Raw genomic sequence first — 13679 nt, forward strand, 5'->3', positions numbered from 1 at the left:
CCCGGACCGACCGGCTCGGGCCGACCGCAACGGACCCCGGGGCGACCGGCGGCCCCGTTCAGCCCGTGGCGTCCACCAGTGCCAGGTCGTGCAGCCGCTCCGGCGGGCCCGGGCGGGCGTAGTACCAGCCCTGGGCCGTGTCACAGCCCAGTATGCGCAGCTGCTCGGCCTGGGCGCCGGTCTCCACGCCCTCCACTGTGACCGCGAGGTCCAGGCTGTGGGCGAGGGCGACGATCCCCTCGACGATCTTCAGGTCGACGGGGTCCGCCGGGAACTGCTGCATGCTCTGCGTGAACGAGCGGTCCAGCTTGAGGACGCTCACGGGCAGCCGTCGCAGGTTGGCCAGGTTGGAGTAGCCGGTGCCGAAGTCGTCCAGGGCGATGTCGACGCCCATCTCGGCCAGCCGGCGCAGCGGTTTCAGCAGGTCGTCGTCGGCGCCGATCAGGGCCGACTCGGTCACCTCCAGGCACAGCGCGTCCGGCGTGACGCCGGCCCGCTCCAGGATCTCGACGGTGTCCTGGACCAGGCCGGGGTGGGTGAGCTGGCAGGGCGAGAGGTTGACGTTGATCCGCAGCGGGCCCGCGGCGCCGCCCTCGCCGTACCGCTCGCGCCACAGGCGGGCCTGCCGCACGGACTGCTCCAGGACCCAGCGGCCCAGCGGCACGATCAGCCCCGTGTGCTCGGCGAGCGGGATGAAGCGGTCGGGGCCGAGCACCCCGTGCTGCGGGTGCAGCCAGCGCACCAGCGCCTCGGCGCCGCGCACACCGCCGTCACCGAGGTGGACCAGCGGCTGGTACTCGATGAAGAACTCGCCGCGTTCCAGGGCCGCGGGCAGCGCGGTGGTCAGCCCGTGCCGGGTGATGACGCGGGCGTCGGCCTCCGGGTCGGCCAGCTCGAAGCGGTTGCCGCCCGCCGACTTGGCCCGGTACATGGTGATGTCGGCGCTGCGCAGCACCTCCGCCGGGCTGCGCTCCCCCGCCGGGCCCTCGACGATGCCGATGCTGCCGCGCACGGTCAGTTCCCGGCCGTCGACGCTGACCGGGGCGAGCAGCGCGTTCATGATGCGGCCGGCCAGCTCGTCGACCTCGTGCCGGGTGTCGGGGCCGGTGGTCAGCGCCACGAACTCGTCGCCGCCGAGCCGCGCGACCATCTCGCCGGGGGCGGTGGCGCAGGCCTGGAGCCGGTCGGCGACCTCCACGAGCAGCCGGTCGCCGGCCGCGTGGCCGAGGCTGTCGTTGACCGTCTTGAAGCCGTCGAGGTCGAGATAGCACAGGCCGAAGCGCTGGCCCGGGCCCGCGTTCAGGGCCTTCTCCAGGCGTTCGAAGAAGAAGCTGCGGTTGGGCAGCCCGGTGAGCGCGTCGTGCGTGGCCTCGTAGCGCAGCCGCAGGTTGAGCAGCCGCCGCTCGGTGGTGTCCTCCATCAGCGCGAGCTGGTACTGCGGGGTGCCGTCGGCGTCGCGGAGCAGGGAGACGGTGAGGTTGGTCCACAGGACGGTGCCGTCGGGCCGGTAGAAGGCCTTCTCCACGTGGTAGTGCTCGCGCTCGCCGCGCACCAGCTCCTCGTAGAGCCGCCAGGTCTGCGGCGCGTCGTCGGGGTGCGTCCACTCCGTGGCCCGGCGGCCGCCGAACGAGGCGTCCGCGATGCCGAACATGCGCATCAAGGCCTCGTTGACCTGGAGGATGTTGCCCTCCAGGTCGGCGATGCCGATGCCTATGGCGGCGCCCTCGAAGACCGCGCGGAAACGGGCCTCGCTGGCGTGCAGGGCCTCGGCGACCACGCCCTGCGCCTTCAGGGCGGCCTGTGCGATGGCCTCCTGCTCGGCGAGGGTCCGGGCGCGCAGTGCCCCGGCGAACCCGGCCGCCATGGCGTGCTGGAGCCGGGCCGAACGGGCCCGCAGGTCCTCCGGGTCGCCGTCCTCGCCGCAGTACAGCACCAGGTAGGCGTCGACGCAGTCCAGCGTCCGGGAGAGCGCGTCGGGGTCGGTGCAGTGCGCGTCGACGAGGGCGGCGCCGACGTCCTTGGCCTCGGCCGCGTCGAAGCTCCGCGCGCGCAGCACCTCGCTCAGCCGGCGGGCCAGCGGCAGCAGTTGCGCCTCGAACTCGGGCCGGGTGGCCGAGGTGGAGGTCACCGGGAACACCGCCCGGCTCCAGATCGTGGCGAACCGGCGCAGTCTGTCCTCCGGCCCGTCCGGCTCCGCGCTCACGCCGTACGCCCCACGCCGGCGAACCCGGAGAACGCGTACGGGTCCTCGTCCTCGGGCTCCCCCTCCGGCCTCCAGCGCGGCATCGGAACCAGTCCGGGCTCCACCATGTCGTACCCCTCGAAGAACCGCGCGATCTCCTCGCGCGAACGCATGATCAGCGGATTGCGGATGTCCTTGTACACGTCCACCGCGCCCCCGGCCCGCTCGGCGGGCAGCGGGATGTTCTCGTAGGAGGCGTGCGTGAGGACGAGCAGGCTGCCCGGGGCGAGCGCGTCGCTCAGCTCGGCCACCGCCGCGTACGGGTCGTCCTCGTCCTCCACGAAGTGCAGTATGGCAACCAGCAGCAGGGCGACCGGTCGATTCAGGTCGATCAGCCGCTCCACCTGGGGACTGGCGAGGATCTCGGCCGGCTTGAGGAGGTCGCCGGCCACGACGTCCGCGTCGTCGTGGCCCGCCAGGACAGCCTCGCTGTGCGCGACCGCCACCGGGTCGTGGTCGACGTACACCACGCGGGCGCCGGGGCGGCTGCGTGCGGCCACCTCGTGGACGTTGCCGAAGGTGGGGATTCCGGAGCCGATGTCGAGGAACTGGTCGATGCCCTCGTCGGCCGCGAAGCGCACGGCCCGGCGCATGAACGCCCGGTTGGCCTGCATGATCTTGGGTAGTCCCGGCATGAACTCCATGGCCCTGCGGGCCGCTTCCCGGTCGACCTCGAAGTTGTGCGAACCGCCCAGGTAGAAGTCGTAGATCCGGGACACGCTGGGCACCGAGATGTCGATGCTGCGAGGGGCCCAGGCGGGACGCTCCATCTAGCTCTCCAAGGCATAGGCGATCCGGTGTTCGAGCTGAGGCTACTGATCGCCCGCCAAACGGGCGAGCCCAAACGGAAATTGACCGTCCGTTCCCGGTCACTGCCCGGGGCACGTGCCGTTGGGCGAAGGCATGCCAAAGCGCACGAACGGGGCCGTCCCCTCCGCCTGGGTGCGAAGGGGACGGCCCGCTGGTCGTGCGCCGAAGGGCGGCGGGCGGGAGGTCGCTACTTCTTCGGTGCGCCGACCGGCTTTCCGTCGGGCTTGACGGCGTACCAGGTGCCGCCGACGCCCTGACCGTTGGTGTCGCCGGCCTTCTTGTCGCCGGCGAAGGTGTAGATGGGCCAGCAGTCGATCGTCTGCTGGGCGGCGCCGTCGGGCCGGGTGAAGCTCATCAGCCCCTTCTTCTCCACGCCCTTGGTGTCGTTCGCCTCGACGGGCGCCACGACCGGCCACTTCTCCAGGCACGCTCCGGTGCAGGCCGACACCGGTTTCGGCCAGGCCTCGTCCTTCATGAACCGGTAGACGGTCATGCCGTTCTTGTCGACGACGATCTCCCCGAGCTTGGGATCGTTGCGGGTGGACAGCCCGGCGGCCGGCTCGGCCTTGGCCTTCTTGCCGTCGGCGGCCAGCGCGTACCACTTCTTGCCGACGCCCTGGCCCTTGACGTCTCCGGGGGAGGCGTCCTTGGCGTAGCGGTACGCGGGCCAGCCGCCGATCGTCAGCTGCTTGGTCCCGTCGGGGCGGGTGACCTCGCCGAGCAGGTCCTTGTCGATGCCCTCGCCGGCGATGGCGTCGTCCGCGGCCACCGGCGGCCACGTGCTCGCGCAGTCGTTCTCGCAGGTCGTCTTGGGCGGTTCGGCGGTGTCGGCGTCGAAGCGGTAGAGGGTGCGGCCCGCTCCGTCGGTCACCAGCTCGCCGAAGTCGGCGTTGGCCGAGACGGACAGTTTGCCCGCGGGCTCCGGCGCGCTCGCCGAGGCCTGGCCGGCTCCCGCGCCGGTGCCGACTCCGTCTCCGGCGCCCGCACCGAGGTCGCCGACGTCGCCGGGCGCGGCCGTCGCGCCCACGTTCTGGCTGCCGGCGGCGGCGCCGCCGTCCTGGCCGCACGCCGTCGTCAGCGCCAGCACCGCCGCAGCGCTCGCCACGAGTGAGGCGCTCCGCCAGGAGGTCTTCATCGTCAATCCCCGATCGTCACGAAGGTGTTGGGGGCCCTGCCGGCCGCCGCACGACACTGGGTACGCGCGGGGAAGCCCGTTGTGTTCAACGGAAGGCGGGATTTCTTCAGCCCCGGCACCGGCACCCGACCCCTCGTACGCATGTGCGGGCTCCGGCGGGTGCGGGTCCGCCGCCGTCAAACCCCAGGTCGGGGTATGTCCCTCCTTTGGGGCAATCGTCGGACACTCGGACCTGGGGCGGTGCGCCAGGCTTCATGATCTGCGTCGTGCATGGACCCGAACCGACCCGATCCGCAGCCGCCGGACGGGTGTTGGCCCTGGTGACGCTGACGTTCACCTTCGTCGGCATACCGGCCGGCCCGGCGCAGGCCGACGCCTGTGCGTACGCCTCGACCGGGCCGGGCGGCACGGACGCCGTGGCGGTCGCCGGGAGCCTCTCCTGGCCCACCTTCCCGCCGTGTCCCCGGCCCACCCCGACGCCCACGCCCACCCCGACTCCGACGCCCACGCCTCCGCCGCCCGAGCCGCCGCCCCCGCCGCCGCCCTCGCCGAAGCCTCCCCGGCCCGCGCCACCGACGCCGAAGCCCGAGCCGCCGCCGGCTCCGGCTCCGCGCCCGGCGCCGCCCCGGTCGACGCCGACTCCGACGCCGAAGCCCCGGCCCACTCCGCCGCCGGTCCGGCCCGAGGCGCCCGCGCCCACCCCGTCGGTCACGCCCACGCCCCGGCCCTCGCTCAGCCCGGTGCACTATCCGCGCCACCGCACCGCCCGGCCGCCGCAGCGGTCCTCGCGCGGGGCCACGTCGCCGCTCGTCTTCGTCCTGCTCATCACGGTGCCCGCGGTGATCGCGGTCGCCGCGCTCCGTGCGCGCTGATCCCTGGAGGCCTCTCTTGCCGGAATGGCTTGTTCTCACCCTCGCGATGCTGGCCGCCTGTGTCGTGGTGGTCGTCATCACCCTCGTACGGCACCGCACGGCGTCCGACGACGAGGACATCACCGAGACGCCGGACGTCATCGAGTACATGACGATGTGGATCGGCGTGGTGTACGCCATCGTCCTGGGCCTGGCCATCGCCGGGGTCTGGGAGGCGCGCAGCGCGGCCGAGGCCGACGTGCAGACGGAGGCCGTCGCGCTGCACGAGATCTCGGAGCGGGCCCGGGTCTATCCGCCCGAGGTACGTGACCGCATCCGGGCGGATGTCAACGCCTATGTCGGACACGTCGTCACCACCGAGTGGAAGGCGATGGCCGACCACGGCGAGGTGACCGACCGCGGCACCGAGCTGCTCGACCGCGTCCGCGCGGACGTCACGGACTACGAGCCGAAGTCGGACTTCGAGGCCCAGGCGTACCAGCCCCTCGTCGACCAGGTGGCCCTCGCGGACCAGGCCCGCAACTCCCGGGCGCAGTCGACCGGGGCGACCATGCCGGGGGTGGTGTGGTTCGGGCTCATCGCCGGGGCCGTCGTCACCATCGGCATGGTCTTCGCCCTGCAGATCCGGCGCACGCCCCGCGAACTGGTCCTCGCGGGGCTGTTCTCCGCGCTGATCGCCTTCCTGCTCTTCCTGATCTGGGACTTCGACGCACCCTTCAGCCGGGGCGTCTCGGCGTCCACCGAGCCGTTCCTCAGCCTGTTCCCGGGTGCCGGGGACTGACCGGGGACGGACACGCCGTCGGGGACGGCGGCGGCCGACACGCCGTCACCGTCCCCTGAGCGGCCCACACTCTTGCCCCATTCGCGCGACAGAGATCGCGGCGATGCGCACGGCTTCCTAGCGTTTCGGACATCGAGGTGCATTCCTGGCGCGAGCGGAACAGGTCCGCCGCTGCTCCTCGGGGACCCGGAGGATTCACCATGCGCGCGATACCCGTCGCCTCGGTCGCACTGCTGGGCGCCGCCGCACTGTCCGCCTGCGTGCCGGCCGGGGCCGTGGGCTCGAACACGTTCGGCTTCACCGTCTCCCCCGCCACCGTGGCGCCGGGCGGGGAGGTCACGCTGGGAGTGGGCCGCACCGCCGCGGGCTGCCACGGGCGGGTCACGGTCACCTCGCCGGTGTTCGACACGGTCACCATCCCCCGGCACGAGTCCTCCGCGACGGCCCGGGTCGACCGGGACGCCCGGCGCGGGGCGGTCTACCGAGTGACGTTCGCCTGTCGGGACAAGACCGGCACCGTGGACCTGACCATCGCCGGCGGCGGCTCGCACCACCCCTCCGACGAGCCCTGGCGGTCCAAGGGCGTGCACGCCGGGGAGGGCGGCAGCGTCGCCGGGTTCGACCTGAAGCAGATCGGGCTCGGCGCGGCGCTCATCGCGGCGGCGGTGGGCACGGCGTACCACCTCTCGCGCCGCCGTTCCGGCGAGGACGGCGCCTGACCCGTCCGCACCGCGCACGGCACTTCGCCCCGGATCCCCACCGGATCCGGGGCGAAGTGCCGTCGCCGTCCCGCGCCGTGCGGTCAGATCCGCCGCTCGGACCTGCGGCGCAGCCAGAACAGCCCGCCGCCGGCGACGGCCGCGGCGACGAGCCCGCCGCCGATCGCGATGTCGGTCGAGGTCGCCCCGCTGGAGCTGCTGCCGCCGAGGCCGCCGCGGACGCCGCCGATGACGGTGAAGGCGGCCGGCCGGGTCAGCCGCCGGCCCGAGCAGTTGACGGTGATGTCGTGCGAGCCCGGCCTGGCGTCCTGCTTGATGGTGGCGGTGCCCTTCGACGTCTCGTTGGCTCCCCTGACCGGCGTCAGGTGGGTGGTCCGGAACGCGTCCGAGGTCATGGTGCCGCCCTGGGGGCAGCCGTCGACCGTGACGGTCATCTGGCCGCCGCGGGCGATCACACTGGGCAGGGCGACGATGTTGCTCGGCTGGTTGTGGTCGCCGCCCGCGGTGGCCGCGGGGGCGGCCAGTCCGAGGACAGCGACGGCGGCGCCGGCTGCCGCGAGGGCACGAGTGTTGCGCATGTGATCCTCCGCGGAAGACGCCCCGGGTCCCGTCCCCGGTCGATCGGCGAGAAGCGCCTCCCAGAAAGACCCTCAGTTGACCTGCGCGCAGCCGCATTTCGGGAATGGTCCGTCCTGGTGAGAGGGGTGCCGGGCCGAAACCGCGCGAGTGGATATCGCCGCAGGTCACGCACCGTCAGAAAATCTCCGTCGGCCTCCTCCCGGATGGCGCACGCGAGGAGGCGCGCACCACCCGTTCGCCGCCGCCCCGTCGCCGGTCCCCCGCACGCCGCTTAGCGTGCTCGTATGCGCGGATGATCCGGCGACGGCCGGGTCGAGAGGGGAAGGCGAATGTACGACTCCGAGTTGGCCGAAGAGGAGGAGCGGCGGAGGAAGCGCGCTCCCTGGGGCGTGATAGCGCTTGTTCTGCTGACCGGTCTCGCGCTCATCCGCAACGGCTCGGGAGAGTTCGACGTGGGCCCGCCCCAGCCGGCGTCGGCCGCCGCCCCGGACACCCGCGCGACCCCCGGCGACGCCGCCGCCCCCGGCGTCACACCGCTGCCGTACTCGGTCCCCGACCAGGTCTCCATCCCCGCCATCCAGGTCGACGCGCCGGTCATGGGCGTCGGTCTGGACCCGGACGGCTGGGTCGACGCGCCGCCGCCCGAGGACCCGAACCTGGCCGGCTGGTTCACCGGCGCGGTCTCCCCGGGGGAGAAGGGCACCGCGGTCGTGGTCGGTCACGTCGACAACCAGCAGGGCCCCGCCGTGTTCTACGGACTCGGCGCCCTGAAAAAGGGAAACAAGGTGGAGGTGCACCGCCAGGACGGAAAGACGGCGGTCTTCGAGATCTACGGCATCGAGGTCTTCGAGACGGACAACTTCCCGGGCGACCGGGTCTACGCCTCGAAGGGCACCCCGGAACTGCGGGTGATCACCTGTGGCGGCGGTTTCACCAAGGAGAACGGCTACGACGGGAACGTCGTCGTGTTCGCCCGCCTGGTCGAGGTCCGCTGAGCGGCCCCGGCCGGGCGGGTGCGCCGTCGGCGGTCAGATCAGCCGCCGCCGGGGGACGGTGAGGTGGTAGCCGGAGTCGAGCAGCTCGGGCAGGTAGCGGCGCAGGGCGCGCACGCTCTGCGAGCGGTTGCCCCCGGCGTCGTGCGAGAGCACCACGACGCCGGGGCCCGCGCCCTCCTCGACGCGGTCGACGATGGTCCCGGTGCCGGGTGTCGTCCAGTCCAGGGTGTCCACGGTCCAGGCGAGCGGCTCCATGCCGAGTTCCGCGCCGAGCTGGAAGGTGTCGCGGTTCCAGGCTCCGTACGGGGCCCGGAACCAGCGGGGCGCCTCGCCGTAGGCCGCCTCGACGACCTCGCTGGTGCGCTCCATCTCGGAGCGGATGCGGCGCCGGCTCAGCTTGGTCAGCAGCGGGTGCGACCAGGTGTGGTTCCCGACCACGTGCCCCTCGTCGTACATCCGCGCGAGCAGGTCGCGGTTCCACTCCGCCATCTCCCCGCACACGAAGAACGTCGCGTGCACCTTGTGCTCGGCGAGGGTGTCGAGGATCTCGGGGGTGTATTCGGGGTGCGGGCCGTCGTCGAAGGTGAGCAGCATGGTGCGGCCCCGGCCGGTCATGCGCAGGATCGGCTCGCTGCGCACCGGGGGCCGCCGGGGCGCGGCACGCGGTGCGTCGTATCCGGTCAGGGGCTTCAGGCGGTAGGCGGAGGGCTTGAGCGGGCTGCGCTGCGGGGGCCCGGCCGCGGGTACGGGGGCGGGCGGCTTCGCCGGGCCGTCCCCCAGGCCCGCGGCGAGTGCGCCGGCGGTGCCCGCCGCGCCCAGGGCCGCGACGCCGGTGAGCAGGGTGCGGCGGGTGAGCAACTGATCCTTCTCCATGACTCATCAGTCGCCCGGCGACGGTGCGCCGCACCTGAGCAACACCGGTGCGGGGGCGTGAAACCACCCACCCGGCTCAAGATCACGAGGGTCTCCGATAGCCTCGCCGCGTGACGGAACAGCACTCCCATCAGTTCGAACGCGGCACGGACGGACCGAAGGTCATCGTCGTCGGTGTGGACGGCTCCGACTCCTCGCTGCGGGCCGCGGCCTACGCCGGCGGGCTGGCCAGGCGGCAGGGCGCCCTGCTCGCGGTGGTCTACGTGCAGCCGGTGCTGGCGGGGGGTGCGGCGCTCGGGGCGTCGGTGGCGGAGACGACCGACGAGATCGCCGAGGAACTGGTGGCCCAGATCCGGGAGGCGACCGAGCGGGTGAAGGGGATATTCGACATCCGCTGGGAGTTCCACACGTTCCGCGGCGACCCGTACAGCGGCCTGGTGCAGACGGCCGACGAGCTGAAGGCGGACGCCGTGGTGGTGGGCGCCTCCGAGCAGGCCGGGCACCGGTTCGTCGGTTCGGTGGCGGTGCGGCTGGTGAAGTCGGGGCGCTGGCCGGTGACGGTGGTGCCGTAGCGGGTACGGGTTTCCCGCGCGCCCGTCCCCGGCCCGTCGTGCGTCGTGCCTTCCGTAGCGGACGTGTGTGAGTCATCATGATCCACCGTCAGCCGTTTGCCGATCACAAAGAGGTGAGGCGCATGGCCGGGTTCCGCATGGGCGAGGGCGTTCTCCGCCGCAAACCCATCGAGCACATCGAGGAGACGGAGAGCGGCGGCGGCCTGGTCCGTTCGCTGGGGCTGTGGCAGCTGACCGCGATCGGCGTCGGCGGCATCATCGGCGCAGGCATCTTCACGCTGGCCGGCACGGTCGCCAACGGCACGGCGGGTCCGGCGGTCCTGATCTCCTTCCTCATCGCCGGTGTCGCGAGTGCGGCGGCCGCCCTGTCGTACGCCGAGTTCGCCGGGATGATCCCGAAGGCGGGCTCCGCCTACACCTACGGTTACGCGGTCCTGGGCGAGCTGGTGGGCTGGTTCATCGGCTGGGACCTGCTCCTGGAGTACACGGCGATCGTGGCGGTGGTCGCGATCGGCATCTCGGGCTACTTCAGCTTCCTGGTCGGCGAGATGGGCGCCGACCTGCCGAACTGGATGCTGGGCGCGCCGGGCACCGGCGACGGGCACAAGGTCGACCTGTTCGCGGCCGTGCTGTGCCTGCTGATCGCGTATCTGCTGACGCTGGGCATCAGGAACGCGGCCCGCTTCGAGATGATCGTGGTCGTGCTGAAGGTGCTGGTGGTGCTGCTGGTGATCGGGGTGGGCGTCTTCCACATCAACAGCTCGAACTACCACCCGTTCTTCCCGTTCGGCGTCGGCGGGGCGTTCACCGGCGCGGCGACGGTGTTCTTCGCGGTCTTCGGCTACGACGCCATGTCGACGGCGGCCGAGGAGTCGAAGGACGCCCAGCGGCACATGCCGAAGGCGATCATCTACTCGCTGATCATCTCGATGGTGCTGTACGTGGCGGCCTGTCTGGTGCTGACCGGCATGCAGAACTACAAGGACATCGACCCGGAGAGCGGCTTCTCCACGGCGTTCAAGTCGGTGGGGCTCAGCTCACTGGCCGACATCATCGCGGTGGGCGCCATCATCGGCATCCTCACGGTGATGTTCACCTTCATGCTGGGCGTGACCCGGGTGTGGTTCTCCATGTCGCGCGACGGGCTGCTGCCCAAGTGGTTCGCCAAGACGCACCCGACGCGGCACGTGCCGACCCGGGTCACCTGGATCGTCGGGGTCGCGTCCGCGGTGATCGCCGGGTTCCTGCCGATCGGCGAGGCGGCGGAGCTGACCAACATCGGCATCCTGCTGGCGTTCGTGGTGGTGTGCGCGGCGGTGATCGTGCTGCGCTACCGGCAGCCGGACCTGCCGCGCACCTTCCGTACCCCGTGGATGCCGTTCGTGCCGGCGCTGGGCATCGTCTTCTCGATCTGGCTGATCACGTTCCTTCAGTGGCAGACCTGGGTGCGGTTCGCCGTGTGGTTCGTGGTCGGTCTGGTGATCTATTTCGCGTACTCGTACCGGAAGTCGGAGCTGGCGGGCCGTTAGAGGGCGGCCAGGAAGCGGGCGACCAGCTCGTTGAACGCGTCCGGACGCTCCATGTTCGGGTAGTGGGCCGTGCCCTCGACGGTGACGGAACGGCCGCGGGGGACGGTGCGGGCGAGCCGGTCGGCCATGCGCAGGTGGTCCTCGCTGTCGACGCCGCCCCGGACGGCGAGCACCGGTACGCCGATGCCCGGGAGCCGCTCCCAGGTGTCCCGGACCGGGATCCTGTGGTCGGGCTCGTCGGCCGTGTGCTTGCGTACGGTGCCGAGGGCCATGTCGCGCTGGCGGCGCACGACGGCGGGGTCGACGTCGTCCGCCGTCCGGTGCGGGCCGGGCACGAAGCGCAGGAACGCCTCCACCCAGGCGTCCACGTCGCCGGCGGCCAGTGCCCGGCCCCATTCGGCGAGCACCGAGACGGTCCACGGGTCCTGGAAGTCGGGCTCGCTGGTCCCGGCCCCGGACACGACCAGGGCGCGCACGAGTCCGGGGTGCTCCAGGGCCGTGTCGACGGCGACGCCGCCGCCCATCGAGAGGCCGACCAGCACCGCGGAGTCGATGTCGAGGTGGCGCAGCAGGGCGGCGACGTCGTCGGCCGGCCGGTAGGGGCGGGTCGCGTTGGCGGAGGCGCCGTGACCGCGGGCGTCGGGGACGACGACCCGGTGGGTCGCCGCGAGGGCACTCACCTGGTCGTCCCACATGCGGTGATCGAGGAATCCGCCGTGCAGCAGCACCAGCGCGGGCCCCGAGCCCGTGTCGCGGTAGGCGAGGTCGCCGTCGGCGGAAGCGAAGTGGCGGAGATCCGCGGCAGCAGTCATGACAACCAGGGTGTCATCATGCGCCATATTTTGACAACCGGGATGTCATAATGAGCGAGTGACGGACTTGGACCCCCCTCTCCCGGACCCCCCTCTCCCGCCCGACGAACTCGCGCACCGCCTCACCCAGGTGTACGACCTGGTCGGCCCGGTCTACCGGCGCGCGCAGCGCCTCGTGGAGCAGGGCCTGGCGCCCGAGGGGCTCTCCGTGGGCGTCCGCGCCGTCCTGGCCCTGCTGCACCGCAACGGCCCGATGACCGTGCCGCAGATGGGCCGGGCACAGGCGATCAGCCGCCAGTTCGTGCAGCGGATGGTCAACGACGCGGCCGCCCGGGGCCTGGTGGAGAGCGTCCCCAACCCCGCGCACCGGCGGTCGTCGCTGATCCGGCTCACGGACGAGGGCCGCACCGTGGTCGCCGCCGTCCTCGACCGGGAGAACGTGCTCCTGGGCCAGGTCGGCGGCGACCTCACGGACTCCGACCTCACCACCTGCCTGCGCGTGCTCGGGGCCATGCTCAGCGCCCTCGACCACGTGGAGGACGTCTGACCCGCTCCCCCTACTCCCCCATCACCAGTCCGTCCTCGGCGGCGCCCCGGCTGAGCACCACGTCGCGGATGCGGTCGCGCACGCCCCGCAGTTCGGCTCCCTCGTCCAGCGCGCTGTTGAGGTTCACCACCCGGCCGGCGTCGACGTCGAACAGCTGCGGGACGAACTCGGCCTTGGTGACCTTCCAGCGTTCGCCGGCCCGGTCGGGCGGGGCGAAGGTGAAGCGGCCGATGGTCGACTGGTTGCCGCGCGGGTCGCGGACGCCCCGGTCGTTGACCATCTCGCCCGCGATCTGGTCCCCCATGCCGTAGACCACCCAGGTGCCGTTGACCTTCTCGTAGGCCTGCGGGACATGGGCGTGGGTGCCGAGGATCAGGTCGATGTCGGGGCGGTCGCCGGTGCGGGCGGCGGTCAGGCTCCGGGCCAGGGCCAACTGGTCCCGGTCGGGCGCGTCCTGCCACTCGGTGCCCCAGTGCAGCGACACGACGACGACGTCGGCGCCGGCCTTCCGCGCGGCCCGGGCGTCCTCGACGACGCGCGCCTCGTCGATCAGATCGACCGCCCACGGCTGGCCGTCGGGAAGGGGGTGGCCGTTGGTGTGCAGGGTGTAGGCGAGGTGGGCCACCCGGGCCCGGCCCGCGCGCAGGACCGTCACGGTGTCGGCCTCGCCCGCGGTGCGCGCGGTCCCGGCGTGCCGTACGCCGGCGCGGTCGAGCGCGTCCAGGGTGCGTCGGATGCCGGCCGCGCCGTCGTCGACGCTGTGGTTGGAGGCGGTGGAGCAGCCGTCGTAGCCGGTGGCGGCCAGCGCCTTCGCCACCTCGGGCGGGGACTTGAAGAGCGGGTAGCCGCTGTAGTCGCCGTTCGCGCCGTAGATGGTCTCCATGTGGCACAGGGCCAGGTCGGCGCGCGAGACGACGGGCCGGGCACCGGAGAGCATGGGGCGGAAGTCGTAGCCGGTGCCGCCGGCGTCGAAGCGGGCCCGTTCGATGATCGAGTCGTGCGGGAGCACGTCCCCTGAGGCGACCAGGGTGAAGGAGCCTTCGACGGCGGCGGGCGGGGCAGGGGCCGGCGGTTTCGGCGGTTCGTGGTCGTGGGCCTGGCAGGCCGCGCCCGCCGTGAGGAGGGCGGTCAGGGCCAGGGCCACCTGCCGACTGCGTGTGATCATACGTTCACTCCGCTGGGTCGCACACACCGATGAAAAGTCACATTTACG

General features: G+C 72.4%; 14 protein-coding genes. 7 read left to right on the forward strand and 7 right to left on the reverse strand.

What is annotated here, in order from left to right:
- Positions 1–58 precede the first annotated feature (58 nt).
- From rmdA to D1J63_RS03085, 3 genes are all read right to left on the reverse strand, one after another.
- On the reverse strand, positions 59–2203 hold the full coding sequence (gene rmdA / locus D1J63_RS03075; protein ID WP_102928199.1) for a cyclic Di-GMP phosphodiesterase RmdA: 2145 nt from the start codon (positions 2201–2203) through the stop codon (positions 59–61).
- Positions 2200–3012, reverse strand: coding sequence for an SAM-dependent methyltransferase (locus D1J63_RS03080; RefSeq protein WP_102928200.1), 813 nt, complete (start codon positions 3010–3012; stop codon positions 2200–2202). Before D1J63_RS03080 ends, rmdA begins: the two co-directional genes overlap by 4 nt.
- A 227-nt stretch (positions 3013–3239) precedes the next feature.
- Positions 3240–4187, reverse strand: coding sequence for an SCO0930 family lipoprotein (locus D1J63_RS03085; protein WP_125635139.1), 948 nt, complete (start codon positions 4185–4187; stop codon positions 3240–3242).
- Positions 4188–4453: 266 nt separating this feature from the next.
- On the opposite strand from D1J63_RS03085, the gene D1J63_RS03090 reads away from it, so the two are divergent.
- From D1J63_RS03090 to D1J63_RS03100, 3 genes are all read left to right on the forward strand, one after another.
- On the forward strand, positions 4454–5059 hold the full coding sequence (locus D1J63_RS03090) for a hypothetical protein (protein WP_125627613.1): 606 nt from the start codon (positions 4454–4456) through the stop codon (positions 5057–5059).
- 16 nt (positions 5060–5075) lie between these two features.
- The gene (locus tag D1J63_RS03095) at positions 5076–5840 is read left to right on the forward strand and encodes a DUF4239 domain-containing protein (RefSeq protein WP_102930424.1); all 765 of its coding nucleotides are present in this window, start codon (positions 5076–5078) and stop codon (positions 5838–5840) included.
- Positions 5841–6040: 200 nt separating this feature from the next.
- The gene (locus D1J63_RS03100) at positions 6041–6559 is read left to right on the forward strand and encodes a hypothetical protein (RefSeq protein WP_125627614.1); all 519 of its coding nucleotides are present in this window, start codon (positions 6041–6043) and stop codon (positions 6557–6559) included.
- An 83-nt stretch (positions 6560–6642) separates the two neighbouring features.
- Here D1J63_RS03100 and D1J63_RS03105 read toward each other — a convergent pair whose 3' ends face one another.
- Entirely contained in the window at positions 6643–7137 is a 495-nt protein-coding gene (locus D1J63_RS03105; RefSeq protein ID WP_061440977.1) for a hypothetical protein, read from the reverse strand.
- A gap of 330 nt (positions 7138–7467) precedes the next feature.
- On the opposite strand from D1J63_RS03105, the gene D1J63_RS03110 reads away from it, so the two are divergent.
- Entirely contained in the window at positions 7468–8133 is a 666-nt protein-coding gene (locus tag D1J63_RS03110) for a class F sortase (protein WP_102930426.1), read from the forward strand.
- 33 nt (positions 8134–8166) lie between these two features.
- Here the strand turns inward: D1J63_RS03110 and D1J63_RS03115 are convergent, their stop codons facing one another.
- Positions 8167–9006 (reverse strand): polysaccharide deacetylase family protein, encoded by an 840-nt coding sequence (locus tag D1J63_RS03115; RefSeq protein ID WP_125627615.1) that lies wholly within the window; start codon positions 9004–9006, stop codon positions 8167–8169.
- 110 nt (positions 9007–9116) lie between these two features.
- Between D1J63_RS03115 and D1J63_RS03120 the strand changes: the two genes are divergently transcribed.
- Entirely contained in the window at positions 9117–9578 is a 462-nt protein-coding gene (locus D1J63_RS03120; RefSeq protein WP_007389268.1) for a universal stress protein, read from the forward strand.
- 122 nt (positions 9579–9700) lie between these two features.
- Positions 9701–11107, forward strand: coding sequence for an amino acid permease (locus D1J63_RS03125; RefSeq protein ID WP_125627616.1), 1407 nt, complete (start codon positions 9701–9703; stop codon positions 11105–11107).
- Here the strand turns inward: D1J63_RS03125 and D1J63_RS03130 are convergent.
- Positions 11104–11919, reverse strand: coding sequence for an alpha/beta fold hydrolase (locus D1J63_RS03130; protein WP_125627617.1), 816 nt, complete (start codon positions 11917–11919; stop codon positions 11104–11106). The genes D1J63_RS03125 and D1J63_RS03130 overlap by 4 nt on opposite strands.
- A 58-nt stretch (positions 11920–11977) precedes the next feature.
- Here D1J63_RS03130 and D1J63_RS03135 point away from each other — a divergent pair, with 58 nt between their 5' ends.
- Entirely contained in the window at positions 11978–12466 is a 489-nt protein-coding gene (locus tag D1J63_RS03135; RefSeq protein ID WP_176152910.1) for a MarR family transcriptional regulator, read from the forward strand.
- A 10-nt stretch (positions 12467–12476) separates the two neighbouring features.
- Here the strand turns inward: D1J63_RS03135 and D1J63_RS03140 are convergent, their stop codons facing one another.
- Positions 12477–13631, reverse strand: a complete 1155-nt coding sequence (locus D1J63_RS03140) for a CapA family protein (RefSeq protein ID WP_125627618.1) — start codon at positions 13629–13631, stop codon at positions 12477–12479.
- Between the last annotated feature and the right edge of the window lie 48 nt (positions 13632–13679).

The organism is Streptomyces sp. KPB2 (assembly GCF_003950055.1).
GTDB lineage: Bacteria > Actinomycetota > Actinomycetes > Streptomycetales > Streptomycetaceae > Streptomyces > Streptomyces salinarius.